Raw genomic sequence first — 21,687 nt, 5'->3', positions numbered from 1 at the left:
TTATGGAAAAAAGCTCATGGCGCAATGTGCTAGGCGTCTTTGTCCTTGTCCATATTATATGTAGTCATTTCATGATATCCATATTTGATATGAGCCTGAATGCGGGGTACTTGATGACCTTTTTATATGCATGTGCGGGTTTCGTTATATTCCGGTCTGGGCATCAAATAATGAGAATCATACAATTAGGTTCTATGGTGAGCGCATATGCCTTTTTTATGATTTTTGCATTATATGATCCGGTTTGGTTCACGCTAATAAAAGTGGATTGGGTCGTATTTGCCTTGCTGATCTTGATGTCTTTGACATATGGACATCATTTTACAGAACGAGTCACCCTATGGATGATGGCTGTATGTCTTGGCGAAGCCCTTTATGCGCTCACAATTCACCGCCTGACATCATCGATTGTCATTGGAGATCTCTCTTTTCTGTCCCTTGTTGTTCAAGGGTCCATCTTCCTATTAGGTGTCGATCAGCTTGAAAAGCTCTTGAACGCCCGTTCATCAAGAAAACCAGTAAAAGGGGCTGCAAAATCAACATGACGGATTATACGTTTCCTGTGATTATTGGTGTCATCTTTGGGATGGCGGCCAGGCTTTATATGTTAAGAACAGATTACCGGCAATACCCTACGTATATTCATGGACAAGTGATTCACATTGCGCTTGGTTTTATCGCTTCAGGACTTGGTGCGATCATTATGCCTGCACTCATTCAGGAGGAATTTACGGCGATTACCTTTCTCACGCTGGCGGCCACGCAATTCAGAGATGTCCGCAATATGGAAAGAAATACGTTAACTCAAATGGATTCATATGAGCTAGTCTCAAGAGGCAGTACATATATAGAAGGCATTGCCATTGCCTTTGAAAGCCGAAATTATATTGCGATTCTCACGGCACTGATTACGACCACAGCCTGTATTTTCTTCTCGCTCGTTATAGGGACAGTGGTCGGTATTCTTTGTTTTTTCTTGGCAAAGCTATTAATGTCTGGCAGCCAATTAAAGGATATTGTCAACATACAAAAAGGAGAGCTTCGCTTTGATGGGGCAGGGCTTTATGTGAACGATATTTACATCATGAATATCGGACTGCCCGAAAAGCAAAAGCTCATATTAGAGCATGGGATGGGCTTTATTTTGACACCGAAAAATTTCAACGCAGCCACAACGATTGCCAACCTTGGGCAGCGGCAAGCCATTTTATTTGATTTATCCAATGTACTTGGTGTGTATCGCGACTCTGGTGAACCATCACTCTGTCCGCTCGCAAAGCGTGATTTGAATAACGGCACACTTGGCGTGTTCATTTTACCGCAATGGTATCGTGAAGATCTCGCTGTCCGTGTATTAGAAGAAGTACCCATTTTAGAAAATGCCATCAGAATGCCGACAGAGTTCATAAAAAAGAAAGTGAGGTAATAGGGCATGGCGAACACCATTGAACAATTTATACTCGCTGTGGCTACAACAAATAAAGAGCGGGTCATGGGCGGAACAGCCGTTTTTTTCTGTGAAAATAAAGAAGAACTCGACATGTACGCCATGAATTTAGAGGCCATTTTAGATGGAATTGCACACGGAATTGGAGAAGATCTTTACTTGATTGTCAAACATTTTTAAGTTATTCATTGTGGTCTGATTAAAAATTGATATAATATATAAGTTGAACCCTTCATGTTTGAAGGGTTTATTTCATAAAACTGAATGAAAATTTTAAATCCCGGTTGAAACATGATGATGAACATATTGAATCGCGGCTGGATTGAAAGGAAGGGTACTATGGGTAAACCTGTCGTAGCCATTGTTGGAAGGCCCAACGTTGGAAAATCTACAATTTTTAATCGAATCGCAGGCGAAAGAATATCGATTGTAGAAGACACACCTGGTGTAACAAGAGATCGTATTTATAGCTCTGCTGAATGGTTAAATTATGACTTTAACTTAATAGATACTGGTGGAATTGATATTGGAGATGAGCCATTTTTAGCGCAAATTCGCCATCAAGCAGAAATTGCAATGGATGAAGCGGATGTCATTATCTTTATGGTGAATGGCCGAGATGGTGTGACATCAGCGGATGAAGAAGTCGCAAAAATTTTATATCGCACGAAAAAGCCAGTTGTACTTGCTGTCAATAAACTGGACAACCCTGAAATGAGAAGTGACGTGTATGACTTTTATGCACTAGGGTTTGGCGAGCCATATCCGATTTCTGGAACGCACGGATTAGGTCTTGGTGATCTACTTGATGCTGTTGCAGAACACTTTAAGAACTTACCAGATACGCAGTATGACGAACAAGTTGTCCAGTTCTGCTTAATCGGTCGCCCGAATGTAGGGAAATCTTCTTTAGTGAATGCGATGCTCGGAGAAGACCGCGTCATTGTCAGCAACATCGCTGGTACAACAAGAGATGCTGTCGATACGATGTTTACGTACAATCAGCGTGATTTTGTCATTGTTGATACAGCAGGTATGAGAAAAAAAGGAAAAGTATACGAAACAACAGAGAAATACAGTGTGCTTCGTGCATTAAAAGCCATTGATCGTTCTGATGTTGTCGCTGTTGTTCTAGACGGTGAAGAAGGCATTATTGAGCAGGATAAACGTATTGCGGGCTATGCACACGAAGCTGGTAAAGCCGTTGTGATCGTTGTGAACAAATGGGACGCTGTTGAAAAAGATGAGCGTACGATGAAGGAATTTGAGCAAAACATTCGTGAGCATTTTCAATTCCTAGATTATGCTCCTGTCTTGTTTATGTCTGCTCTCACGAAAAAGAGAATTCATACGTTAATGCCGTCCATTATTACAGCTAGTGAAAATCATGCGATGCGCGTTCAAACGAATATTTTGAACGATATCATCATGGATGCAGTAGCAATGAATCCAACGCCGACTCATAATGGACAGCGCCTGAAAATTTACTATGCGACACAGGTGGCGATTAAGCCTCCGTCCTTTGTTGTGTTTGTAAACGATCCAGAGCTTATGCACTTTTCTTATGAACGTTTCCTAGAAAATCGCATTCGAGATGCGTTTGGTTTTGAAGGAACACCGATTAAAATATTTGCGAGAGCGAGAAAATAAAAAGGGTGAGCAGAATGAAGAAAATTTCAGTACTTGGAGCAGGAAGCTGGGGAACAGCCCTTGCTCTTGTATTAGCTGATAATCATCATGATGTACACATGTGGGGACATAGACAAGAGCTCATTGACCAAATCAATGAGAAACATGAAAATCATGATTACTTACCAAATGTCGCACTGCCTGCGTCCATTCAGGCGACGACAGACATGAAGCAGGCGTTAGAGGGGACAGACGCTATTATTGTCGCTGTGCCAACAAAGGCCATTCGTGAAGTGTTGAAGCAGGCAAATGAGCTGATTACGTCGAAAGTGCCGTTTGTCCATGTAAGTAAAGGAATTGAACCAGATACACTTCTGAGAATATCTCAAATGATTGAACAAGAAGTCCCGGATGAGAAAAGAGAAGCTGTCGTCGTCTTATCAGGACCGAGCCACGCCGAGGAAGTAGGCTTGCGTCACCCGACAACTGTCACTGTCTCATCAGAAAATATTGAAGCGGCTCAATTTGTTCAAGATTTGTTCATGAACAACAACTTTAGAGTTTATACAAACCCTGATGTGATTGGTGTAGAAATTGGCGGCGCACTGAAAAATATCATTGCTCTTGCGGCAGGGATCACAGACGGGCTTGGATATGGTGACAATGCAAAAGCGGCGCTCATCACTAGAGGACTCGCTGAAATCGCACGTCTCGGTACAAAAATGGGAGGGAATCCTCTGACATTTGCCGGTTTAACGGGCGTTGGAGATTTGATCGTGACATGTACAAGTGTTCATTCACGTAACTGGCGCTGCGGAAATCTGCTTGGTAAAGGGTATAAGCTTGAAGAAGTGCTTGAAAAAATGGGGATGGTCGTCGAAGGCGTCCGTACAACAAAAGGCGCTTATCAGCTCTCCAAAGAATACAAGGTCAGCATGCCGATCACAGAGGCGCTTTACCACGTCCTGTTTGAAGGGAAAAAGGTCGACGATGCGGTCGAATCATTGATGGCACGTGTGAAAACACATGAAATGGAAGACCTTGTGAACATGTTTGAAAACCAAACAAAATAAATGGAAGACTGAACTTAGGCATGTAGAGGATGCAAGAAGGGGAAGACTTGCATAACATAGCAATGAAGTTTGAATAGAGCTTTGCCTCTACAGAATGAGGAAAAATAGTCGACCTAATGACTGAAGCGGAGTCCCCCTCTTTGCTTCAGTTTTTTTATGCGCTTTTTTCTGAATGATTGGAAAAATGATTGATATTTACCTTATTTTTGGTTTAGAATGAAATATAAACGCTTACAATTTGTTCGTTTTAAAGGGGGACAGGCACGATGAGTTTTGCTTTAATCAAGATGTGGTTTGCACTTGGTTCAATGGGGCTCATGTTTTTAGCTGTAGTAACCATTTATTTCAGTCGATTTAAGCTGAAGAGCCGGTTTCTTAAAATAACAGCCTCGACCGTCGCATACAGCTTGATGCTGATATCAGGTATCATTGTGTTTTTAGTTGTATTTAGCGGGCCGGTCAATGAATAAAGAAAAAGGAAGAATGTGATGATCAAAGCAAAAGTCAGTGTCACGTTGTTAGCACTTATTTTACTAACAGGATGTCTGTATCCAGAAAATCGCAAAACTGAAAACCGTGTGCCGTACGAAGAGCAACTGCAAAGCGTTCAGACAGCGATTGAGGAATTTCAAAAAGCAACAAATGGTCTTTTGCCGATTGAAACGAAAGAAGCAGACACGCCGGTTTATCAAAAGTACGTCATCGACTTTAAGCGCTTGTCACCAAGATATTTACACGATGTACCGTCTACATCCTTTGAAGGCGGAGGGGAATATATGTATGTCCTCACAGACGTCGAAAAAAACCCAACTGTGAAACTGCTTGATGTCAAAATGACGCAAACCATCAGTGAATTACGGCTTAGAATCAAAATATATCAAGATGAACATACATATCCGCCATACGGCAAAGTAGTATCAAACAATTTATATACGTTAAATGAAAAAAAGCTAGGCTTAAAATCGCCGCCTACGGTCATGAGCCCGGTGACAGGGAATTCCCTCCCATTACTGATTTCATCAAATGGCGAAATCTATGTGGATTACCGCAGTGATTTTGCTCATATTTTGAAGAATACGAAACGAAAGCTGAAACCAGGTGAAAACATTCAAGATGTCTATTGGCAGGAAACCCCGTTTGTACCCGCGTTTTCTGTCCCATATACCATCAACAAAAAAGGTGAGCCTGACTTTTTAGAAAAAAAGACGTCATAAACAAGAATGAACCTTTTTCCTCTGCATATAAATGAGGAGAAAGGTTTTTTTATGGCTAAACATACTCTCAAAACAAAAAAAGGTGTCATATTCAAATAGGACAACGTCATACACATATATTGTCCAGACACCTTTCAAGCAAGTTTGATTGAAGAATAGAGTATTTTATTTGAAAACGAGGATAGCAAGTCCGGGAGGGGATCACTTGGAAAAAGTCGATATTTTCAAGGATATCGCTGAACGAACAGGAGGCGATATATATTTAGGAGTCGTTGGCGCTGTTCGTACAGGGAAATCTACGTTTATTAAAAAGTTTATGGAGCTCGTGGTGCTCCCGAATATCAATAATGAGGCAGATCGTGCAAGAGCACAGGATGAATTGCCGCAAAGCGCAGCAGGAAAAACCATTATGACCACTGAGCCAAAATTTGTTCCGAATCAAGCGGCATCGATTCATGTGAGTGACGGTCTTGATGTCAACATCAGGCTTGTCGATTGTGTAGGATACACAGTCCCTGGTGCGCGCGGGTATGAAGATGAAAATGGTCCAAGAATGATCAACACGCCGTGGTATGAAGAGCCAATTCCGTTCCATGAAGCAGCGGAAATTGGCACACGCAAGGTCATTCAAGAGCATTCAACCATCGGTGTTGTGATTACAACGGATGGTTCTATTGGAGAAATTCCAAGACATGATTATATTGAATCTGAAGAACGTGTGATTGATGAACTCAAAGAGGTTGGAAAGCCGTTTATTATGGTGATCAACTCTGTGAGACCCTATCATCCTGAAACAGAAGCGCTGCGGCAGGAACTGAGCCAAAAATATGATATTCCAGTACTCTCCATGAGTGTAGAAAGTATGAGAGAGCAAGACGTCCTTAGTGTGCTTCGTGAAGCATTATATGAATTCCCAGTCCTAGAGGTGAATGTGAACCTGCCAAGCTGGGTCATGGTGTTAAAAGAAGATCATTGGCTGAGAGAAAGCTATCAGGACTCAGTGAAGGAAACCGTAAAGGATATTAAAAGATTAAGAGATGTTGACCGTGTTGTTGGCCAGTTCAGTGAATTTGACTTTATTGAAAGAGCGGGCTTAGCAGGGATTGAAATGGGTCAAGGGATTGCGGAGATTGACCTGTACGCCCCAGATGATCTATATGACCATATTCTAAAAGAAGTGGTTGGTGTAGAAATTAGAGGGAAAGACCATCTTCTAGAGCTCATGCAAGATTTTGCGCATGCGAAGACAGAATATGATCAAGTATCAGATGCCTTAAAAATGGTGAAGCAGACGGGATACGGAATTGCGGCCCCGGCCTTGTCAGATATGAGTTTAGATGAGCCAGAAATCATTAGGCAGGGCTCGAGATTTGGCGTAAGACTAAAGGCGGTTGCGCCATCTATTCATATGATTAAGGTAGATGTAGAAAGTGAATTTGCACCGATTATCGGAACAGAGAAACAAAGTGAAGAGCTCGTCCGCTACTTAATGCAAGACTTTGAAGATGATCCGCTTTCGATTTGGAATTCAGATATATTTGGGCGCTCACTCAGCTCCCTTGTCAGAGAAGGCATTCAAGCAAAGCTGTCACTGATGCCAGAAAATGCAAGATATAAACTGAAAGAAACACTTGAAAGAATCATCAACGAAGGATCAGGCGGTTTGATCGCGATTATTCTATAGCATGTGAGACCTCTCATTGACAGGGGTCTTTTTTTGCGTAAGGAATGAGTCATAAAAAGACAATTGTATAAAGATTAGTCAGATTCAGGCTGAAATTAGGAATATTCGTTCGTAAAAGTGCCCTTAATCCTTGACGAATAAGGATTCTTCCCTTTAAAATGCTTGATATGGTATTTCATATGTGTTAATCTACTTACAGAAAATCTTCACTTTGTTGGACAAACATTCCTTCAAAGAGTTGTTTTCTAATGAAAAGCCATGTATACCGCTTTCTAGACGCTCTTTTTTTCAAAAAAAGTGTATAGAAAGAAGATGAATTGTGAAGAAATGATAACAATCTATTGAATGCATATTTTTGGGAGGAGGTGAAAGGCATGAACAAGACAGAACTTATTAACGCGGTTGCTGAAGCAAGCGAGTTATCTAAAAAAGACGCGACAAAAGCAGTTGATTCTGTTTTTGATACAATTTTAGATGCACTTAAAAATGGTGACAAAATCCAACTTATCGGTTTTGGTAACTTTGAAGTACGTGAGCGTTCAGCTCGTAAAGGACGTAACCCACAAACTGGTGCAGAGATCGAAATCCCTGCAAGCAAAGTACCTGCTTTCAAACCAGGTAAAGCACTTAAAGACGCGGTGGCAGGTAAATAATCGTTATGTGTAATGATCCTATTGCAGGAGTTATACATATACAGTTTCACACTGGTCTAGAAAAGCCCCTTTCATAAGGGGCTTTTCCTTTTGATTCAAAAGCGTCGTTTAGAACGCTCTCCTTTGCTTTTAGGATCTGAAGTGTGCTAGAATCTGATTGAAATGTAATCGCCTTTGGAGGATATAATACATGAGTGAAATAAATAAAGAACTAATCGAACACGCAGTACGCGATATATTAAAAGCCATCGGAGAAGATCCAGATCGTGAAGGACTTCTTGATACCCCTAAACGAGTAGCAAAAATGTATGAAGAAGTGTTCTCGGGATTAAATGAAGATCCAAAAGAACATTTTAAAACCATTTTTGGTGAAGACCACGAAGAACTCGTTCTTGTAAAAGATATTGCTTTCCATTCAATGTGTGAACACCACCTTGTACCTTTTTACGGAAAAGCGCATGTCGCTTATATTCCGCGCGGCGGAAAAGTGACAGGACTTAGCAAACTTGCAAGAGCTGTAGAGGCTGTTGCCAAACGCCCGCAGCTTCAGGAACGCATCACATCAACCATTGCAGATAGTATGGTGGAAACACTCAATCCGCATGGCGTGATGATTGTCGTTGAAGCAGAGCATATGTGTATGACGATGCGCGGAGTGAAAAAGCCAGGCGCAAAAACAGTGACTTCAGCAGTACGCGGTACATTTGCAAATGATGCAGCGGCAAGAGCAGAAGTACTTTCCTTTATTAAAAACGACTAATTCAATAGATAGATGGAAGGTGAACAGATTGAGTGAAAATAAAGCATCTGATTTTGTAGTGATTAAAGCCAATGAAAATGGTGTAAATGTCATCGGCTTAACTAGAGGCTCTGATACAAGATTTCACCATTCCGAAAAGCTCGATAAAGGTGAAGTCATCATTGCACAATTTACTGAGCATACGTCAGCGATCAAAGTAAGAGGCGATGCTGTCATTCAAACAAGCTTCGGGGAAATTCAAAGCGAAGCAAAGAAATAAATACTTGAGTGCACTTGATAGCATAAAAGTGAGAGCTGATATGGTATAATAAATCTCTATACAATGTGCAGGGCTACATATGAAACTGTAATTTTTGGGACAAGGGTGATATCTTTGCAAGACATCTACGGAATTTTATCTAATCTAAATATAAAATTAAATAAAAAGCTTTCTCATCCTTATTTGGCGAAACATTTACGTGCACCACTCATCGATGAAGATAAGCTCCTTCTTTTTCATGCAATGTTTGATGAAGCTCAAATTGATGCAGAGAAAAAAGAAAATTATATTTTAACGGCGATGCTTGTGCAAATTGCCCTTGATACCCATGACGAAGTCACAACTGCTGCAGCGATCAAACAAGACGAATTCAAAAATCGTCAGCTGACGATCCTGGCAGGAGACTATTTCAGCGGTCTCTATTATTCTCTTCTCTCTGACATGAAAGACATCTACATGATTCGCACGCTCGCAACGGCGATCAAAGAAATCAATGAACATAAAATTAGACTGTATGATCGATCCATTCAAGATGCAGCGCACTTTTACAAAAGTGTAGCAACGGTTGAGTCTGCGTTATTCCAAAGGGTTTCTGAGCATTTTCAATTAACGCATTGGAATGAGATTGCAAGTCGTTTCCTTGTTTATAAGCGTTTCATGAAACAAGCAGAAGATGACAAGCATTTAAAACTTTTTTTGAACGATAGCTATACGGACGCCTATACATGTTTTGACAACTTTGAGAATGAAGGCTATGAAAAGGCCAAACGATCCATCAAGGAGCATCTTGTTTCATCTCCGGTCGTTCAAAAAGAGCTATTAAATCGCCTGGATCATATGAAAAATGAACCTGCGTATCATCAGAAAGTGGAAGAAGGGTAAGTCATGCAGCAATCAAAAGAACAGCGAGTACACGGTGTATTTGAAAAAATTTATAAAAACTATGATCAAATGAACTCCGTCATCAGCTTTAAGCAGCATAAAAAGTGGCGCGATAAAACAATGAAACTGATGAATGTTCAAAAAGGAGCCAAAGCATTAGACGTATGCTGCGGAACAGCCGATTGGACCATTGCGCTTGCTGATGCTGTTGGAGACAAAGGCGAAGTCAAAGGCCTTGATTTTAGTAAAAATATGCTGAGTGTTGGAGAAACGAAGGTGAAGACTGGGGGCTATAATCAAATTGAATTGCTTCACGGCAATGCGATGGAGCTTCCTTTTGAGGACAACACATTTGATTATGTCACGATCGGTTTTGGCCTACGGAACGTCCCTGATTACTTAACAGTGCTAAAAGAAATGACAAGAGTCGTGAAGCCTGGTGGAATGGTTGTCTGTCTAGAGACATCGCAACCTGAAATGATTGGGTTTAAACAAGGCTACTATGTCTATTTCAAATACATCATGCCGCTCTTTGGTAAACTGTTTGCCAAAAGCTATCAGGAGTATTCATGGCTTCAAGAATCAGCCAAAGCGTTCCCTGGCATGAAAGAACTGGCGGCTCTTTTCGAAGAGGCGGGTCTGTCTGATGTCTCGTATCATCCATTTACAGGCGGTGTAGCAGCAACACATATCGGAAAGAAGCTTTGAATAAACGATATTTGGGTGAAAATAATGAAACTAAAAGCAATGATCTCTTTTTTAAATCATGATATCGATATTATTGAAAAAGAGCTTGAACAAACAGTTCGCTCTGATTATGCATTATTAAGTGAAGCGGGTCTTCATTTGCTGCAAGCGGGCGGAAAACGAATCCGCCCCGTTTTTGTTCTCCTTTCAGGCATGTTTGGCGACTATGACATTAATAAAATTAAATATGTTGCCGTTGCGCTTGAGCTCATTCATATGGCATCGCTCGTTCACGATGATGTTATTGATGATGCAGAGCTGAGAAGAGGCAAGCCAACGATTAAGGCAAAATGGGACAATCGAATTGCCATGTACACAGGAGATTATATGTTTGCAAGATCTCTTGAGTATATGACAAAGATCAATCACCCAATGGCGCATGAAATTTTGTCAAAGATGGTCGTCGAGCTCTGTCTTGGTGAAATCGAGCAAGTGAAAGACAAATACAATATGGATCAAAACCTACGTACATATTTAAGAAGAATCAAACGAAAAACAGCCTTGCTCATTGCAGGCAGCTGTCAGTTAGGTGCGATAGCAGCAGGTACAGATGAGAAAACACATAAAGCCCTTTACTGGTTTGGCTACTATGTCGGGATGTCCTATCAGATCATTGATGATGTGCTTGATTTCACATCAACTGAAGAAGAGCTTGGTAAGCCTGTTGGAGGAGACCTTTTACAAGGAAATGTCACACTCCCGGTCTTATATGCACTGAAGAATCCTACACTCGAAGGACAATTAAAGCTGATTAATAGTGAAACAACGGAAACCCAGCTAAAACCTGTGATTGAACACCTCAAACAAACAGATGCGATCGACCGCTCGATTCGAGTGAGTGAAATGTATTTGAAAAAGGCATTCGAACAGCTAGACAAACTTCCTCGAGGACGAGCGAAAACGTCACTCGCTTCCATTGCCAAATATATTGGAAAACGAAAATTCTAATCAACATATTGTTGATTGGTTTTTTTGTGAAATTTTTTGTCAAAAATTGATTATTATATAAAAAAATGATACGATCACTTTGTAACAATGTAAGCCTATACATACATAAATGACGGGGTGGAGAACGTATATGGACAAAACATTTCTTATGGTCAAACCTGATGGTGTGGAAAGACAATTAATCGGTGAAATTGTGTCAAGATTCGAAAAAAAAGGGCTTCAGCTTGTTGGTGCAAAGCTAATGAGCATTCCAAAAGAAGTAGCAGAAACACATTACGGAGAGCATAAAGAAAAACCATTCTTCGGGGAATTGGTTGACTTTATTACGTCAGGACCAGTATTTGCAATGGTATGGCAAGGTGAGCAGGTAGTAGATGTCACAAGACAGATTATCGGCAAAACAAACCCGAAGGAAGCGCTCCCGGGCACAATAAGAGGAGACTATGGATTGACGGTTGGAAAAAACATTATCCATGGCTCAGACTCACCAGAAAGTGCTGAAAGAGAAATCAACTTATTCTTCAAACAAGAAGAACTCACAAACTGGGATCAAACCATCTCAAGCTGGATTTATTAAAATTCAAGCCAAGGTGTTCATCAAATGAGCACCTTGGCTTTTTTATATGAATATTTCTATACGAAATTTCGCATGAGAAGATACAAATTTTCGATAAAAACAGCTATACTAGGACAAAGATAGATGAGACAGGAGAGGACTTTGATGGATCAATATCAAGTATTTGTCGGAAAATGGAAAAAACTAACCGGGGTGGATCTGAATTTATATAAAGAAGCACAAATGAAACGAAGATTAACGTCACTTTATGATAAAAAAGGATATAGAGATTTTGAAGCGTTCGCGGCTGCCCTTGAAAAGGATAGAGCACTATTAGATGAGACGATGGATCGAATGACGATCAATGTGTCAGAATTTTACCGAAACTATCAGCGCTGGGAAGTGCTTGATCAAAAAATTCTTCCGCTGCTTTTGAAAAACAGCGGGACCCTAAAAATATGGAGTGCAGCATGTTCGACAGGAGAGGAGCCGTATACACTCTCAATGCTGCTATCAAGCCATCCGCTTGTGAAAGACTTCCAAATTATTGCAACTGATATTGATGATAAAGTGCTGCAATCAGCTCAAAAAGGAAAATATCATGAACGATCACTGCAAGAGGTACCAGATCAAATCAAGCAAAAATATTTCACAAAAGAAGATTCTTCATTTTACACTGTGAAGGATGAGGTGCGAAAGCACATTCAATTTAAAAAACACAACCTTTTAGCAGATCCTTATGAAAAACAGCTTGATCTTATCGTGTGCCGAAATGTCCTTATCTACTTTACAGAAGAGGCAAAAGAAGAGATTTACAGGAAAATGAGCAGCAGTTTAAAACCAAATGGCGTATTATTTGTTGGTTCAACTGAACAAATTTTTCATCCAGAAAAGTTTGGACTCACATCAGCTGATACTTTCTTTTATCAAAAGAAGGGGTTGTAGCTGACTTTTTAGTAGTAAGTGTGTTATCATAGTTTTACTTAAAAGCGTTAATGCGATGAAGGGAGATCGAGTCATGAGATACTTAACAGCAGGTGAATCACATGGTCCACAATTGACCACAATTATTGAAGGCGTTCCAGCGGGACTTTACATAGAGCAGGATGACATCAACTATGAATTGGCTAGAAGACAAAAAGGTCACGGCCGCGGCAGAAGAATGCAGATTGAAAAAGACCAAGCGAAAGTGTTAAGTGGTGTTCGTCACGGGAAAACATTAGGTTCTCCTATTGCACTTGTCGTTGAAAACAACGACTGGAAGCATTGGACAAAAGTGATGGGGGCAGAGCCGATCACAGAAGAAGAAGAGAGTGAAATGAAGCGTCAAATTTCACGCCCTAGACCAGGACATGCGGATTTAAATGGTGCGATTAAATATGGACATCGTGATATGCGAAACGTATTAGAGCGTTCATCAGCCCGTGAGACAACCGTGCGCGTAGCAGCAGGCGCAGTCGCTAAACAAATCTTGGCTCATTTAGGAATCAAGGTAGCTGGCCACGTTCTTGAAATTGGCGGAGTGAAAGCAGCTCAAACGGCATATGAATCAATTGAAGATTTGCAAAAGGTAACGGAAGAGTCACCTGTTCGCTGCTACGACAGTGAAGCAGGTCAAAAAATGATGGATGCCATTGATGAAGCGAAGAAAAACGGTGATTCAATTGGCGGAATTGTGGAAGTCATCGTTGAAGGAATGCCGGTTGGAGTCGGAAGCTATGTTCACTATGACCGCAAATTAGACAGCAAGCTTGCAGGTGCTGTTCTGAGTATCAATGCTTTTAAAGGGGTCGAATTTGGTATCGGCTTCGAGGCGGCTTCTAAAAATGGTAGTGAGGTCCATGATGAAATCATCTGGGATGAAGAAAAGGGCTATACGAGAAAAACAAATCGCTTAGGTGGTCTTGAAGGCGGAATGTCAACTGGTATGCCAATTGTCGTAAGAGGGGTCATGAAACCAATCCCAACGCTTTACAAACCGCTTCAAAGCGTTGACATTGAAACAAAAGAACCTTTCTCCGCAAGCATTGAGCGTTCTGACAGCTGTGCTGTTCCTGCCGCAAGTGTTGTCGCAGAAGCAGTCGTGGCTTGGGAAATCGCCAATGCTGTAGTGGAGCAGTTTGGCCTTGATCAAATTGACCGCATTAAAGAAAATGTTGAAAAAATGCGCCAGCTTCAGAGGGAATTTTAATGAAAACACTGGAAGTTAAGACGTCTTCAGCCACTTATCCTGTATACATCGGTGATGGGATTAAACGCAATATCGTCGACTTGATGACTTCCACGGGGCATTCCTATACGAAGCTCTTAATCGTGACAGATACAGCGGTTGATGCCATTTACGGTGATGAAATGGTTCGATTACTTAAGCAGAAATGGTCTGTGCATAAAGTGGTTGTGCCAAGCGGAGAGCAGTCGAAATCTTTTGCTGAGTTTGAGCATATTCATACGAAAGCCATACAATTTCAGCTGGATCGCTCCTCGTGCATCATTGCGCTTGGAGGCGGCGTAATTGGCGATTTGGCTGGCTTTGTTGCTGCTAGTTACATGAGAGGTATTGATTTTATTCAAGTTCCGACGACGCTACTGGCACATGACAGTGCAGTTGGCGGGAAAACGGGGATTAACCATCCTCTCGGTAAAAATTTAATCGGTGCGTTTCATCAGCCGAAAGCCGTCATTTATGATACGAGCATGCTTGAGACACTATCTCAAACTGAAATGAGGTCAGGCTTTGCTGAGGTCATCAAACATGCCCTCATCTCAAGTGAAGACTTTTTAACAGAGCTGATGTCTATTCGTTCTTTGGCGGAATGCTCAAAAAGCGAGCTCGCACATATGCTGTATCAAGGCATTGAGGTCAAAGCGTCGATTGTTCAAAAAGATGAAAGAGAACAAGGTGTGCGTGCATTTTTGAATTTAGGTCATACACTTGGGCATGCCATTGAAGCAGAGTATGGATACGGCGTTATTACACACGGAGATGCTATTGCAATCGGAATGCAGTTTGCGCTATATGTGAGCGAAAAGAAGCTGGGGCTCAGCCTTAATCGTACGGAACTAAAAGAGTGGATGAAAAAACTCGGATTTCCGGTACAAGTCACCAAAGATATTTCCACGAAAACATTTGTTGACCGGATGATTGGTGATAAAAAGGCAAGAGGTGGAACCGTTCAATTTGTTTTATTAAAACAGGTTGGAGATGCTGTCTTGCAGTCTTTCACAAAAGATGATCTGCATCAATGGCTCGAAGAATGGAAACGGGAGGAGGGATGTCTATGATGTTTCGCGGGATACGTGGGGCTACAACAGTGAAAGAAGATACAGAAACAGAAGTATTAAATAAAACGAAACAGCTGCTAGAAGCGATTATTTCAAGAAATCAAGTAGATCCAGAACGTGTCGTGCAGATCTTAATTTCAGCTACACAAGATATTCACTCCGTTTTTCCGGCAAAAGCCCTTCGTCAGTTTGAAGGGTGGACGTATGTGCCTGTTACTTGTATGCAGGAGCTGGACATTCAAGGCGGTCTAAAGCATTGTATTCGTGTGTTAATGACGGTCCAAACAGACACAAAGCAGGAAGATGTGCAGCATGTGTACTTGGAAGAAGCTGTGACGCTTCGCCCTGATTTACAGTTGACAAAAAACAAGGAATTATAATACGATATGAACAGCCGAAGTTTACACACAGGTGTAAACGGCATTGCAAGTTTAGAGAAGATGAGAATGAGACTAGGGTAGTTGAGATGAGTAGAGTTGAGCAGAGATACGATACGTCTATTTCATCATACTGCCTAAAAGAGTACCCCTCTTTTAGGCTTATTTCGTATACTCATACAAACCCTCTATATGTCCCCTCATTCTCCTTAATCCCATTTAAGGAGTGTGCTTATGAATTCCCAATCAAATTTGACCCAATTTTTAAGGGACAGCGAGTCCCACAAAACGATTCCAATTGTTGAAACCATTACAGTTGATACGCTCTCACCGATTCAAATTGTCGAAAAACTCAAGGCAGATATTGTGTATCTACTAGAAAGCAAAGATGAGTCTTCTAGCTGGTCGAGATATTCCTTCATCGGATTACATCCTTTTTTAACCTTACACGATGATCAAAACGAATATATTGCACGTGACGCTGCTGGGCAGGAGGTCATGAAAAAACAAGAACTGAAAGACTTATTAGACTGGATGAAAGAGCAATATCAAATCAAGACACCAGACGTTGACATCCCGTTTACAGGCGGGGCAGTTGGGTACTTAAGTTACGATCTTATTCCAAGCATTGAACCATCTGTCAGGCCGCATCTAAGCGCACCAACGACAGACAATTGTACTCTATTTGTCTGCCAAACGATGATTGCCTTTGATCATGAAACGAATCATGTTCATTTTATCCAATACACCCAGCTAACCGGAAATGAAACAGAAGACGAAAAAATACGAGCTTACAAAGAAAATCAAAAGCGGCTTGAACAGATGATTCACAAGCTCCACACAAAGATTGATATGAAAGAACTGATTTTATCAGGGAATATGAACGAATCACCGTCCTTTGAACATGTGACATCAACCTATGAAAAAACACAATTTCTAAAGGACGTAGAAAAAATCAAAGAATACATTCGAGCGGGTGATATTTTTCAAGGCGTACTCTCACAGCGCTTTGATATCCCAGTGTCAGTGAGTTCATTTGAATTATACCGTGTGCTTCGCATTGTGAATCCATCTCCATACATGTATTTTATGAAATTAAAAGACCGTGATTTAGTCGGAAGCTCACCAGAACGATTAATTCATGCCAAAAATAGGCACCTAGAAATTCATCCTATTGCAGGCACTAGAAAAAGAGGAGCAACAAAAGAAGAGGATGCCGCACTGGCAAGAGAGCTGCTAGAAGATGAGAAAGAAAAAGCAGAACATTACATGTTAGTAGATCTAGCCAGAAATGATGTCGGCCGCGTAGCAGAATACGGCAGCGTGTCCGTACCGACCTTTACAAAAGTTGTGAACTTTTCACATGTCATGCACATCATCTCCATTGTGACAGGGAAGCTAAAGCAGGATACACACCCAGTTGATGCACTCATGTCCGCATTTCCAGCAGGCACATTAACAGGGGCACCGAAAATAAGAGCGATGCAATTATTAAATGAAATGGAGCCTGAGCCAAGGGAAACGTATGGCGGCTGTATTGCCTATATTGGGTTCGACGGCAATATCGACTCTTGTATTACCATTCGTACCATGAGCGTCAAAAATCAGATCGCTTCCATACAAGCAGGCGCTGGCATTGTCGCAGATTCTGTGCCAGAAAATGAATGGGAAGAGACATGTAACAAGGCAGGAGCGCTTCTGAGGGCCATTCAGCTTGCTGAACATATTTTTTCAGAAAAGGAGAGTGTGCAGGATGAATCAGCGACTATCAGCTCTTGTTAACGGAGGCTTCCTATCAGAAAATGAAGCACATAGACTAATGCATGATATGATGAGCGGCTCTTTAACAGATGCTGAAGTCGCTGCAAGTCTATCGATTTTAGCGCATAGAGGAGAAACCGCTGAAGAAATGACAGGCTTCGTGAGGGCCATGCGGCAAAAAGCAGAACCAGCGGAAAGATCGCTTGATGTCGTTGACACATGCGGCACAGGAGGCGATGGACTCTCCACATTTAATATATCAACTGCAGCTGCTATTGTAGCTTCCGCCGCTGGTGCTAAAATCGCAAAACACGGAAATCGCTCAGTCTCTTCAAAAAGCGGAAGTGCCGATGTGCTAGAGTGTCTTGGGATTCACATTCAATCTACTCCAGAAGAAACAAGAAGACAAATACAAGAGAAAAACATGGGCTTTTTATTTGCGCCACTGTACCATTCATCTATGAAACAAGTAGCAGCAGTCCGCAAGCAGCTTGGCTTCCGGACGGTATTTAATCTATTAGGACCGCTTTGCCACCCGATGCAAGCCAAAAAGCAAATCATCGGTGTGTATGCAAAGGAAAAGGCAAAATTAATGGCGGAAGCCCTTGCCCCATTAGAGCCAGAGCATGTCCTGTTTGTATGCGGGGAAGACGGGCTGGATGAACTAACGATTACAGCCAATTCATATGTGATTGAACTCAAAAAAGGTGCCATGACAGAATATACACTAAACCCAGAAGACTTTGGACTGGAAAAAGGATACTTATCAGATATTCAGGTCCAATCACCGGAAGAGAGCGCGAAATTGATTCAGAATATATTGAATCATCAAACAGGAGGGGCGCCGCTTCATATTACAGCTCTGAATGCCGGGGCGGCTTTATATGTCGCGGGCAAGTCAGAAAGCCTCATGGCAGGAACATTAAAAGCATTAGAAACGATTAAAAACGGAGCAGCCAAAGAACAATTGGCTCGTTTAAAACAAAAAACGAAAGAGGAAGAGATCTATGCTTAATCAAATCATTGCACGCAAAAAAGAACATATCCAAACGTTGCAGTTACCTGCGGATGGACACTTTGAAAGACGATCATTTAAAGAAGCACTCATGAACCCTCACCGCTCGATTGGGCTGATTGCTGAGGTGAAAAAGGCTTCTCCTTCCAAAGGAATCATTCAGCCAAATTTTGATCCTCTGCAAACAGCAAAAGCCTACGAAAAATCGAATGCTGATTGCTTATCAGTCTTAACAGATGAACCATTTTTTCAAGGGAAGAACGAGTATCTTTCCTTAATTAAAGAAAAAGTCGCACGTCCAATTTTAAGAAAAGACTTTATCATCGATTCCATACAAATAGAAGAGTCAAGACGTATCGGTGCAGATGCCATTTTATTAATTGGAGAAGTACTTGAACCGCAACAGCTTCATGAATTCTATGCTGAAGCGAAGGAAAAAGGACTAGATATTCTTGTCGAAGTTCATGCAGCAGATACACTGGAACATATCTTAAACCTATTCACCCCCGAAATCATTGGCGTGAATAACCGAAATTTAAAGACATTTAAAACAACAGTTGAGCAAACTAAAGAGATTGCACCACTTGTTCCAAAGGATGTCTTGCTAGTAAGTGAAAGCGGTATTCAGACATTTGATGATCTGACCTTTGTCAAAAAACATGGAGCGAGTGCTGTCCTTGTAGGTGAATCATTAATGAGAGAACCCTCACAAGAAAAAGCCGTTCAGACGTTATTTGGAGAATGACCACGATGAAGCCTTTTTTAAAATATTGCGGGGCGGTCTCACTAGAAGATGTAGAATGCATTGCGCAATCTCAAGCAGATGCGATCGGATTTATTTTTGCTCCAAGTAAAAGGCAAGTCGATCCAGATCAAGTGAAACAATGGCTCACCGATTCGCAGTGCAGGAAAAAGATTACTGGTGTATTTGTAAATGAAAAAATCCAAAAAGTGTGTGACATCACAAAGCATATTCCTTTAGATATCGTGCAGCTGCATGGAGATGAAACAAGAAAGGATGCAAAAGAAATAAAACAACAAACAGGGGCGGTAGTGTGGAAAGTCTTTCATCACGATCCCGATATAAAAGAAACCCTTGATCAAATGACGGCATTTGCGCCGTTTGTCGATGGTTTTCTCATTGATGCGAAAGTAAAAGGGATGAGAGGCGGTTCTGGCACAGCTTTTACATGGGAAGCGGTACCTGTATACAATCAGCAAGCAAAACGACTGAAGAAAGCATGCATCATTGCCGGCGGAATAACACCAGAAACACTGCCAGAGCTTCTTGCCTATAGCCCAAAAGCGATCGATCTTTCAAGCGGCATAGAAGAAAACGGGAAGAAAAGCAGCGCTAAGATCAAAGCGCTCGAAGAAAGGATGTTAAACGATGTACGCATATCCAAATGAGCTTGGCAGATATGGAGAATTCGGAGGGAAATTTGTTCCCGAGACGCTCATGCAGCCACTCAAAGAAATAGAACAAGCATTTAACGAATTAAAAGAAGACCCAGCCTTTAAGCAAGAATATCTTTCTCTATTGCAAAACTATTCAGGCAGACCGACTGCGCTGACATATGCTGATCAATTATCTGCATACCTCGGCGGCGCAAAAATCTATTTAAAAAGAGAAGATTTAAACCATACAGGTGCTCATAAGATCAACAATGCACTTGGTCAGGCACTGCTTGCAAAAAAAATGGGGAAATCAAACATCATCGCAGAAACAGGCGCTGGACAGCACGGAGTAGCAGCTGCAACGGTGGCCGCCAAGTTTGGATTATCGTGCACGGTATTTATGGGAAAAGAGGATGTGGAGAGACAATCTCTCAATGTATTCCGAATGAAGCTCCTTGGCGCTGAAGTCATACCTGTCACAAGCGGAAACGGCACATTAAAAGATGCAACGAACGAAGCGATTCGTTACTGGGTCCAGCACTGTAGTGATCATTTCTATATGATTGGTTCAGTTGTAGGACCTCATCCATATCCCCAAATCGTCAGTGAGTTCCAGCGGATGATTGGTGATGAAGCAAAAGAGCAGATGCTGAAAAAAGAAGGCAGGCTCCCTCATAAAGTCATTGCTTGTGTCGGCGGCGGAAGTAATGCTATTGGAATGTACCGAGCGTTTTTGGATGATGAGATTGATTTGATTGGTGTAGAAGCGGCTGGAAAAGGAATCGATACGCCGCTTCATGCAGCAACCATTACGAAGGGGACAAAAGGGGTCATTCATGGATCTTTGACCTATTTAATCCAAGACGAATTTGGCCAGATTATTGAGCCCTATTCCATTTCAGCTGGTCTAGATTATCCCGGGATCGGACCAGAGCACGCATATTTACATGCGAGCGGACGCGTTCAATATGTGAGTGCTACAGATCAAGAAGCACTGGATGCACTAAAACTGCTGACAGAAAAGGAAGGAATTCTGCCAGCGATTGAATCAGCACACGCTTTAGCCAAGGCGTTTGAGATGAGCAGGACGATGAGTGAAGATGAAATCATCCTTGTCTGCCTGTCAGGAAGAGGAGATAAGGATGTGCATACATTAATGAATGTGCTTGAAAGTGAGGGCAAAACCAAATGATCACATTTCAATTAGAGCAAGACGAGAAATTATTCATCCCATTTATTACAGCAGGGGATCCGTCAGAAGAAATCACGATCGATTTAGCTTTGTCCCTTCAAGTAGCCGGTGCACATGCGATTGAGCTAGGTGTTCCTTATTCCGATCCGCTAGCAGACGGTCCTGTCATTCAAAGAGCCTCCAAAAGAGCTCTAAATCATGGCATGAATATCGTAAAAGCGATAGAATTAGCAGGGAAGATGAAAAAAAACGGTGTAAAAATTCCTGTAATTCTATTTACGTATTATAATCCTGTGTTACAATTAGACACAGAATACTTTTTCGCTTTACTGCGCAAAAATCATATTTCGGGACTCTTAACACCCGACTTGCCTTTTGAAGAAAGCAGTGAGCTGCAAAAGAACTGTCAAACATATGACATTTCATATATTTCGCTCGTTGCACCAACCAGTAAGGAACGATTAGTAAATATAGTAGAGCAGGCAGAAGGTTTTGTGTATTGTGTTTCATCTCTTGGTGTAACAGGTGTCAGACAAACCTTTGACGAATCGATTACTGATTTTATTCAACAAGTGAAACAGCTGAGTCACATACCGGTTGCGGTCGGTTTTGGTATCTCAACAAGAGAGCAGGTAGACGCAATGAATAAACTGAGTGACGGCGTCGTTGTAGGCAGTGCACTTGTAAAAAAAATTGAAGAACTTCAGGATCAATTGTTAGCAAGTGATACTCGTCAAGACGCTTTAAGAGAGTTTGAAACCTATGCAAAAACATTTAGTCCCCTCTATTCATTCAAATGAGGTGAAACTT

General features: G+C 41.5%; 25 protein-coding genes. All 25 read left to right on the top strand.

All coding sequences use genetic code 11. The annotated features are described in order from the left end of the window. Positions 1-170 precede the first annotated feature (170 nt). The 25 genes from MHH54_RS10445 (at position 171) to trpA (ending at position 21,677) form a co-directional block, all read left to right on the top strand. Positions 171-545, top strand: a complete 375-nt coding sequence (locus tag MHH54_RS10445) for a hypothetical protein (RefSeq protein ID WP_223251245.1) — start codon at positions 171-173, stop codon at positions 543-545. Then, the gene (locus MHH54_RS10440) at positions 542-1,426 is read left to right on the top strand and encodes a YIEGIA family protein (protein WP_003215905.1); all 885 of its coding nucleotides are present in this window, start codon (positions 542-544) and stop codon (positions 1,424-1,426) included. The genes MHH54_RS10445 and MHH54_RS10440 overlap by 4 nt, the downstream gene beginning before the upstream one ends. 6 nt (positions 1,427-1,432) lie before the next feature. Continuing rightward, the gene (locus MHH54_RS10435) at positions 1,433-1,627 is read left to right on the top strand and encodes a hypothetical protein (RefSeq protein ID WP_003215794.1); all 195 of its coding nucleotides are present in this window, start codon (positions 1,433-1,435) and stop codon (positions 1,625-1,627) included. Between the two features lie 159 nt (positions 1,628-1,786). Then, on the top strand, positions 1,787-3,097 hold the full coding sequence (der, locus tag MHH54_RS10430; RefSeq protein ID WP_003215663.1) for a ribosome biogenesis GTPase Der: 1,311 nt from the start codon (positions 1,787-1,789) through the stop codon (positions 3,095-3,097). Between the two features lie 14 nt (positions 3,098-3,111). Further along, the gene (locus MHH54_RS10425) at positions 3,112-4,149 is read left to right on the top strand and encodes an NAD(P)H-dependent glycerol-3-phosphate dehydrogenase (RefSeq protein ID WP_003216041.1); all 1,038 of its coding nucleotides are present in this window, start codon (positions 3,112-3,114) and stop codon (positions 4,147-4,149) included. A gap of 266 nt (positions 4,150-4,415) precedes the next feature. After that, positions 4,416-4,619, top strand: a complete 204-nt coding sequence (locus MHH54_RS10420; RefSeq protein ID WP_034318888.1) for a DUF2768 domain-containing protein — start codon at positions 4,416-4,418, stop codon at positions 4,617-4,619. Positions 4,620-4,637: 18 nt separating this feature from the next. After that, entirely contained in the window at positions 4,638-5,363 is a 726-nt protein-coding gene (locus tag MHH54_RS10415) for a hypothetical protein (RefSeq protein WP_003215852.1), read from the top strand. 205 nt (positions 5,364-5,568) lie between these two features. Beyond that, positions 5,569-7,047, top strand: coding sequence for a stage IV sporulation protein A (gene spoIVA / locus MHH54_RS10410; protein ID WP_003215616.1), 1,479 nt, complete (start codon positions 5,569-5,571; stop codon positions 7,045-7,047). A 374-nt stretch (positions 7,048-7,421) separates the two neighbouring features. Beyond that, positions 7,422-7,700 carry a non-specific DNA-binding protein Hbs gene (hbs, locus tag MHH54_RS10405; RefSeq protein ID WP_003215863.1) on the top strand — a complete coding sequence of 93 codons (279 nt, stop codon included), beginning with the start codon at positions 7,422-7,424 and terminating at the stop codon, positions 7,698-7,700. A 190-nt stretch (positions 7,701-7,890) separates the two neighbouring features. Further along, positions 7,891-8,460 carry a GTP cyclohydrolase I FolE gene (gene folE / locus MHH54_RS10400; RefSeq protein WP_003215789.1) on the top strand — a complete coding sequence of 190 codons (570 nt, stop codon included), beginning with the start codon at positions 7,891-7,893 and terminating at the stop codon, positions 8,458-8,460. A gap of 28 nt (positions 8,461-8,488) precedes the next feature. Further along, positions 8,489-8,719: a trp RNA-binding attenuation protein MtrB gene (mtrB, locus tag MHH54_RS10395; protein ID WP_003216082.1), complete on the top strand. Its 231-nt coding sequence runs from the start codon at positions 8,489-8,491 to the stop codon at positions 8,717-8,719. 114 nt (positions 8,720-8,833) lie between these two features. Continuing rightward, positions 8,834-9,601, top strand: a complete 768-nt coding sequence (locus tag MHH54_RS10390; protein WP_003215666.1) for a heptaprenyl diphosphate synthase component 1 — start codon at positions 8,834-8,836, stop codon at positions 9,599-9,601. A gap of 3 nt (positions 9,602-9,604) precedes the next feature. After that, positions 9,605-10,309 carry a demethylmenaquinone methyltransferase gene (locus MHH54_RS10385; RefSeq protein ID WP_003215527.1) on the top strand — a complete coding sequence of 235 codons (705 nt, stop codon included), beginning with the start codon at positions 9,605-9,607 and terminating at the stop codon, positions 10,307-10,309. A gap of 24 nt (positions 10,310-10,333) precedes the next feature. Beyond that, the gene (hepT, locus tag MHH54_RS10380; RefSeq protein WP_003215649.1) at positions 10,334-11,296 is read left to right on the top strand and encodes a heptaprenyl diphosphate synthase component II; all 963 of its coding nucleotides are present in this window, start codon (positions 10,334-10,336) and stop codon (positions 11,294-11,296) included. Between the two features lie 130 nt (positions 11,297-11,426). Further along, positions 11,427-11,873, top strand: a complete 447-nt coding sequence (gene ndk / locus MHH54_RS10375) for a nucleoside-diphosphate kinase (protein ID WP_003216015.1) — start codon at positions 11,427-11,429, stop codon at positions 11,871-11,873. A gap of 144 nt (positions 11,874-12,017) precedes the next feature. After that, positions 12,018-12,797, top strand: coding sequence for a protein-glutamate O-methyltransferase CheR (locus MHH54_RS10370; protein ID WP_003215521.1), 780 nt, complete (start codon positions 12,018-12,020; stop codon positions 12,795-12,797). A 73-nt stretch (positions 12,798-12,870) separates the two neighbouring features. Continuing rightward, a complete protein-coding gene (aroC, locus tag MHH54_RS10365) occupies positions 12,871-14,043 on the top strand; it encodes a chorismate synthase (protein ID WP_088000992.1) in 1,173 nt (390 codons plus the stop codon). Continuing rightward, on the top strand, positions 14,043-15,134 hold the full coding sequence (aroB, locus tag MHH54_RS10360) for a 3-dehydroquinate synthase (RefSeq protein WP_003215928.1): 1,092 nt from the start codon (positions 14,043-14,045) through the stop codon (positions 15,132-15,134). The genes aroC and aroB overlap by 1 nt, the downstream gene beginning before the upstream one ends. Continuing rightward, positions 15,131-15,514, top strand: a complete 384-nt coding sequence (gene aroH / locus MHH54_RS10355) for a chorismate mutase (protein ID WP_058014812.1) — start codon at positions 15,131-15,133, stop codon at positions 15,512-15,514. Before aroB ends, aroH begins: the two co-directional genes overlap by 4 nt. A 231-nt stretch (positions 15,515-15,745) precedes the next feature. After that, positions 15,746-17,293: an anthranilate synthase component I gene (gene trpE, locus MHH54_RS10350; RefSeq protein ID WP_003215597.1), complete on the top strand. Its 1,548-nt coding sequence runs from the start codon at positions 15,746-15,748 to the stop codon at positions 17,291-17,293. Then, entirely contained in the window at positions 17,265-18,287 is a 1,023-nt protein-coding gene (gene trpD / locus MHH54_RS10345; protein WP_003215742.1) for an anthranilate phosphoribosyltransferase, read from the top strand. The genes trpE and trpD overlap by 29 nt, the downstream gene beginning before the upstream one ends. After that, complete coding sequence (gene trpC, locus MHH54_RS10340) at positions 18,280-19,032, top strand: indole-3-glycerol phosphate synthase TrpC (RefSeq protein ID WP_003215458.1); 753 nt, start codon at positions 18,280-18,282, stop codon at positions 19,030-19,032. The genes trpD and trpC overlap by 8 nt, the downstream gene beginning before the upstream one ends. 5 nt (positions 19,033-19,037) lie before the next feature. Beyond that, entirely contained in the window at positions 19,038-19,697 is a 660-nt protein-coding gene (locus MHH54_RS10335) for a phosphoribosylanthranilate isomerase (RefSeq protein WP_003216129.1), read from the top strand. After that, positions 19,678-20,877, top strand: coding sequence for a tryptophan synthase subunit beta (gene trpB, locus MHH54_RS10330; RefSeq protein ID WP_095117833.1), 1,200 nt, complete (start codon positions 19,678-19,680; stop codon positions 20,875-20,877). Before MHH54_RS10335 ends, trpB begins: the two co-directional genes overlap by 20 nt. Next, positions 20,874-21,677, top strand: coding sequence for a tryptophan synthase subunit alpha (gene trpA / locus MHH54_RS10325; RefSeq protein WP_003215706.1), 804 nt, complete (start codon positions 20,874-20,876; stop codon positions 21,675-21,677). The genes trpB and trpA overlap by 4 nt, the downstream gene beginning before the upstream one ends. Positions 21,678-21,687 lie beyond the last annotated feature (10 nt).

The organism is Bacillus sp. FSL K6-4563, from assembly GCF_038630405.1.
Taxonomy (GTDB): Bacteria; Bacillota; Bacilli; order Bacillales; family Bacillaceae; genus Bacillus; species Bacillus pumilus.
This window is presented reverse-complemented; position numbering and strand designations above follow the sequence as displayed.

What these genes read in the sequence shown, in the direction of transcription:
- MHH54_RS10445 (WP_223251245.1), top strand. Translation starts at nt 171, where the DNA reads ATGAGAATCATACAATTAGGTTCTATGGTGAGCGCATATGCCTTTTTT.
- MHH54_RS10440 (WP_003215905.1), top strand. Translation starts at nt 542, where the DNA reads ATGACGGATTATACGTTTCCTGTGATTATTGGTGTCATCTTTGGGATG.
- MHH54_RS10435 (WP_003215794.1), top strand. Translation starts at nt 1,433, where the DNA reads ATGGCGAACACCATTGAACAATTTATACTCGCTGTGGCTACAACAAAT.
- der (WP_003215663.1), top strand. Translation starts at nt 1,787, where the DNA reads ATGGGTAAACCTGTCGTAGCCATTGTTGGAAGGCCCAACGTTGGAAAA.
- MHH54_RS10425 (WP_003216041.1), top strand. Translation starts at nt 3,112, where the DNA reads ATGAAGAAAATTTCAGTACTTGGAGCAGGAAGCTGGGGAACAGCCCTT.
- MHH54_RS10420 (WP_034318888.1), top strand. Translation starts at nt 4,416, where the DNA reads ATGAGTTTTGCTTTAATCAAGATGTGGTTTGCACTTGGTTCAATGGGG.
- MHH54_RS10415 (WP_003215852.1), top strand. Translation starts at nt 4,638, where the DNA reads ATGATCAAAGCAAAAGTCAGTGTCACGTTGTTAGCACTTATTTTACTA.
- hbs (WP_003215863.1), top strand. Translation starts at nt 7,422, where the DNA reads ATGAACAAGACAGAACTTATTAACGCGGTTGCTGAAGCAAGCGAGTTA.
- folE (WP_003215789.1), top strand. Translation starts at nt 7,891, where the DNA reads ATGAGTGAAATAAATAAAGAACTAATCGAACACGCAGTACGCGATATA.
- MHH54_RS10385 (WP_003215527.1), top strand. Translation starts at nt 9,605, where the DNA reads ATGCAGCAATCAAAAGAACAGCGAGTACACGGTGTATTTGAAAAAATT.
- hepT (WP_003215649.1), top strand. Translation starts at nt 10,334, where the DNA reads ATGAAACTAAAAGCAATGATCTCTTTTTTAAATCATGATATCGATATT.
- ndk (WP_003216015.1), top strand. Translation starts at nt 11,427, where the DNA reads ATGGACAAAACATTTCTTATGGTCAAACCTGATGGTGTGGAAAGACAA.
- MHH54_RS10370 (WP_003215521.1), top strand. Translation starts at nt 12,018, where the DNA reads ATGGATCAATATCAAGTATTTGTCGGAAAATGGAAAAAACTAACCGGG.
- aroC (WP_088000992.1), top strand. Translation starts at nt 12,871, where the DNA reads ATGAGATACTTAACAGCAGGTGAATCACATGGTCCACAATTGACCACA.
- aroB (WP_003215928.1), top strand. Translation starts at nt 14,043, where the DNA reads ATGAAAACACTGGAAGTTAAGACGTCTTCAGCCACTTATCCTGTATAC.
- aroH (WP_058014812.1), top strand. Translation starts at nt 15,131, where the DNA reads ATGATGTTTCGCGGGATACGTGGGGCTACAACAGTGAAAGAAGATACA.
- trpE (WP_003215597.1), top strand. Translation starts at nt 15,746, where the DNA reads ATGAATTCCCAATCAAATTTGACCCAATTTTTAAGGGACAGCGAGTCC.
- trpD (WP_003215742.1), top strand. Translation starts at nt 17,265, where the DNA reads ATGAATCAGCGACTATCAGCTCTTGTTAACGGAGGCTTCCTATCAGAA.
- trpC (WP_003215458.1), top strand. Translation starts at nt 18,280, where the DNA reads ATGCTTAATCAAATCATTGCACGCAAAAAAGAACATATCCAAACGTTG.
- MHH54_RS10335 (WP_003216129.1), top strand. Translation starts at nt 19,038, where the DNA reads ATGAAGCCTTTTTTAAAATATTGCGGGGCGGTCTCACTAGAAGATGTA.
- trpB (WP_095117833.1), top strand. Translation starts at nt 19,678, where the DNA reads ATGTACGCATATCCAAATGAGCTTGGCAGATATGGAGAATTCGGAGGG.
- trpA (WP_003215706.1), top strand. Translation starts at nt 20,874, where the DNA reads ATGATCACATTTCAATTAGAGCAAGACGAGAAATTATTCATCCCATTT.